2 protein-coding genes are annotated in these 2,090 nt (G+C 57.0%); one reads left to right on the forward strand and one right to left on the reverse strand.

Going from position 1 to position 2,090, the window contains the following annotated elements:
• Positions 1-368, reverse strand: a 368-nt coding sequence (locus WCA53_RS00895) for a (R)-mandelonitrile lyase (RefSeq protein ID WP_423904334.1), incomplete at its 3' end; no start/stop codon positions are given.
• A gap of 581 nt (positions 369-949) precedes the next feature.
• Between WCA53_RS00895 and WCA53_RS00900 the strand changes: the two genes are divergently transcribed.
• Positions 950-2,090: 2-oxoglutarate dehydrogenase E1 subunit family protein (locus WCA53_RS00900; RefSeq protein ID WP_423904337.1), on the forward strand; the 1,141-nt coding region annotated here is incomplete at its 3' end.

Consider the following 2,090-nt stretch of genomic DNA (forward strand, 5'->3'; position numbering starts at 1 on the left):
TTCTCCATCCAGACGACGCTTACGCCGTCCAGGGCTTCCTGAATGCCGATATGGGTCATCGCGGCAGTAGCCGATGCGCCGTGCCAATGCTTGTGACCCGGTGGACACCAGATTACGTCGCCAGCGCGAATTTCGACGATGGGTTCACCTTCGCATTGGGTCCATCCGCAGCCTGCGGTGACGATGAGCGTCTGTCCGAGAGGATGGGTATGCCAGGCGCTCCGCGCGCCAGGTTCAAACGTCACGCTCACGACTGAAACGCGCGCCGGCTCTGGGGGAGAGTTAAGCGGGTCCATTCGAACAACACCCGTAAAGTACGCTTCAGGGGCTTTCACCGAAGGTTGCGAACCTACACGCTTGAGATCCATGGTCGATCCTTTTCAGTATGAGGATATTGCTAGGCGCTTCTGGCGGCCCAATAGCTGGCGGCGTCGCATAGCAACTCAACAATAGTCTATAGATCGGCGCGCTCGGTGATTACATCGAAAAGTCGAAATTCACACATGCGGGGCCGCTTGGTAATCGCGGAGAACCTGAGCGATCTGTTCGCTGTTGTACCCCGGCTTGACCACGACATACCGCCAATACTCTATTGTCGATCGAGCACATAAACCCGACTCTCGATATTCGATGGCCCGAAACGAGCGGGAAATGTCCCAGAACCATCACAGCTAGCGCTGTTAGGGGAAACCCGTAATACATACACTGTTCTCATCGGGGGCCAGGAGATTGCTGGCCCTGGCGGGCACAGGGACCTGGTGATTTAAATCATGGGGTCTCGCACAAGTTGACGCTGGCTGGATGGCACTAAACCTTGCCTCTCTTCGCATTCGAATTCTTGTCTTCATGTACCCGCGGACGCATTCGGTTGACCAGGCCGGCAATGGGTGCTGCTTTGGATAATTCGTGGCAGATATCGGGCATGAGCCCGACTGAGGACAGAGTCATCATGATGATAGAGAATCGGAATACCTCCTTCCTTTTTGGAGGCAATGCTCCTTATGTCGAGGAACAATACGAGGCATACCTTGCCGACCGGGACACGGTGTCGCAAGAGTGGCGCGACTATTTCGACGCGTTGCAGGGCGTGCCGGCGAGTGATGGATCAGACACAGGGGACGTGGCGCACGCACCGGTCGTGTCTCGTTTTGTCGAGTTGGCCAAGCACACGCGAACGGGTGGACGCTCAGAGAACGACGTACTGAGTTTCGCCCACAAGCAAGTCTCCGTGCAGGCCCTGATTTCGGCCTATCGCATGGTCGGCACCCGCAATGCTCGTCTGGATCCGCTGCGATGGACCGCCCCGGTGCCATTGCCTGAATTAAACCCGAGCTACTACGATTTGTCCCACGCGGACATGAACACGAAGTTCAGCGTGCCGGACACGTACTTTTCGGATGAAGACACGACGCTCGGCGATTTGGTGCAGGCACTGACAGAGACCTATTCCGGGACGCTGGGCACCGAGTTCATGCATTTGACTGATCCGACTCAGCGTAGCTGGTGGCAAATGCGTCTTGAGTCTTCGCGTTCAAAAGCGACCCTGGATAACGGTGACAAGCTGCACATCCTTGAACGACTGACCGCCGCCGAAGGCTTTGAAAAATACCTGCATACCCGCTACGTCGGCCAGAAGCGCTTTTCGATCGAGGGCGGCGAGTCGCTCATCGTCCTGCTGGATGAATTGGTTGCGTATGGCGCCACGAAGGGAGTCAAGAGCTCAATTCTCGGCATGGCACACCGTGGACGCCTGAACGTTCTCGTCAACATTGTCGGGAAGCCGCCGGCTGCGTTGTTCGACGAGTTCGATGGGAAAACCGCGCATCTGCTTCCGGCGGGTGACGTCAAATATCACAAGGGCTTTACCGGCTTGCTCCCGACAGCAACCGGTCCGGCAGAAGTGACGCTCGCGTTTAACCCGTCGCATCTGGAAATCGTGAACCCGGTGGTTCAAGGTATCGCTCGTGCACGCGCCGAAGTATTGGGGCAAGGTGCGAGCGCTGTGCTGCCAGTGGAGATTCACGGTGACGCGGCTATTTCGGGGCAGGGTGTCGTCATGGAGACGATGAACCTTTCGAATACCCGAGGCT

The organism is Caballeronia sp. (genome assembly GCF_049581465.1).
Lineage (GTDB): Bacteria > Pseudomonadota > Gammaproteobacteria > Burkholderiales > Burkholderiaceae > Caballeronia.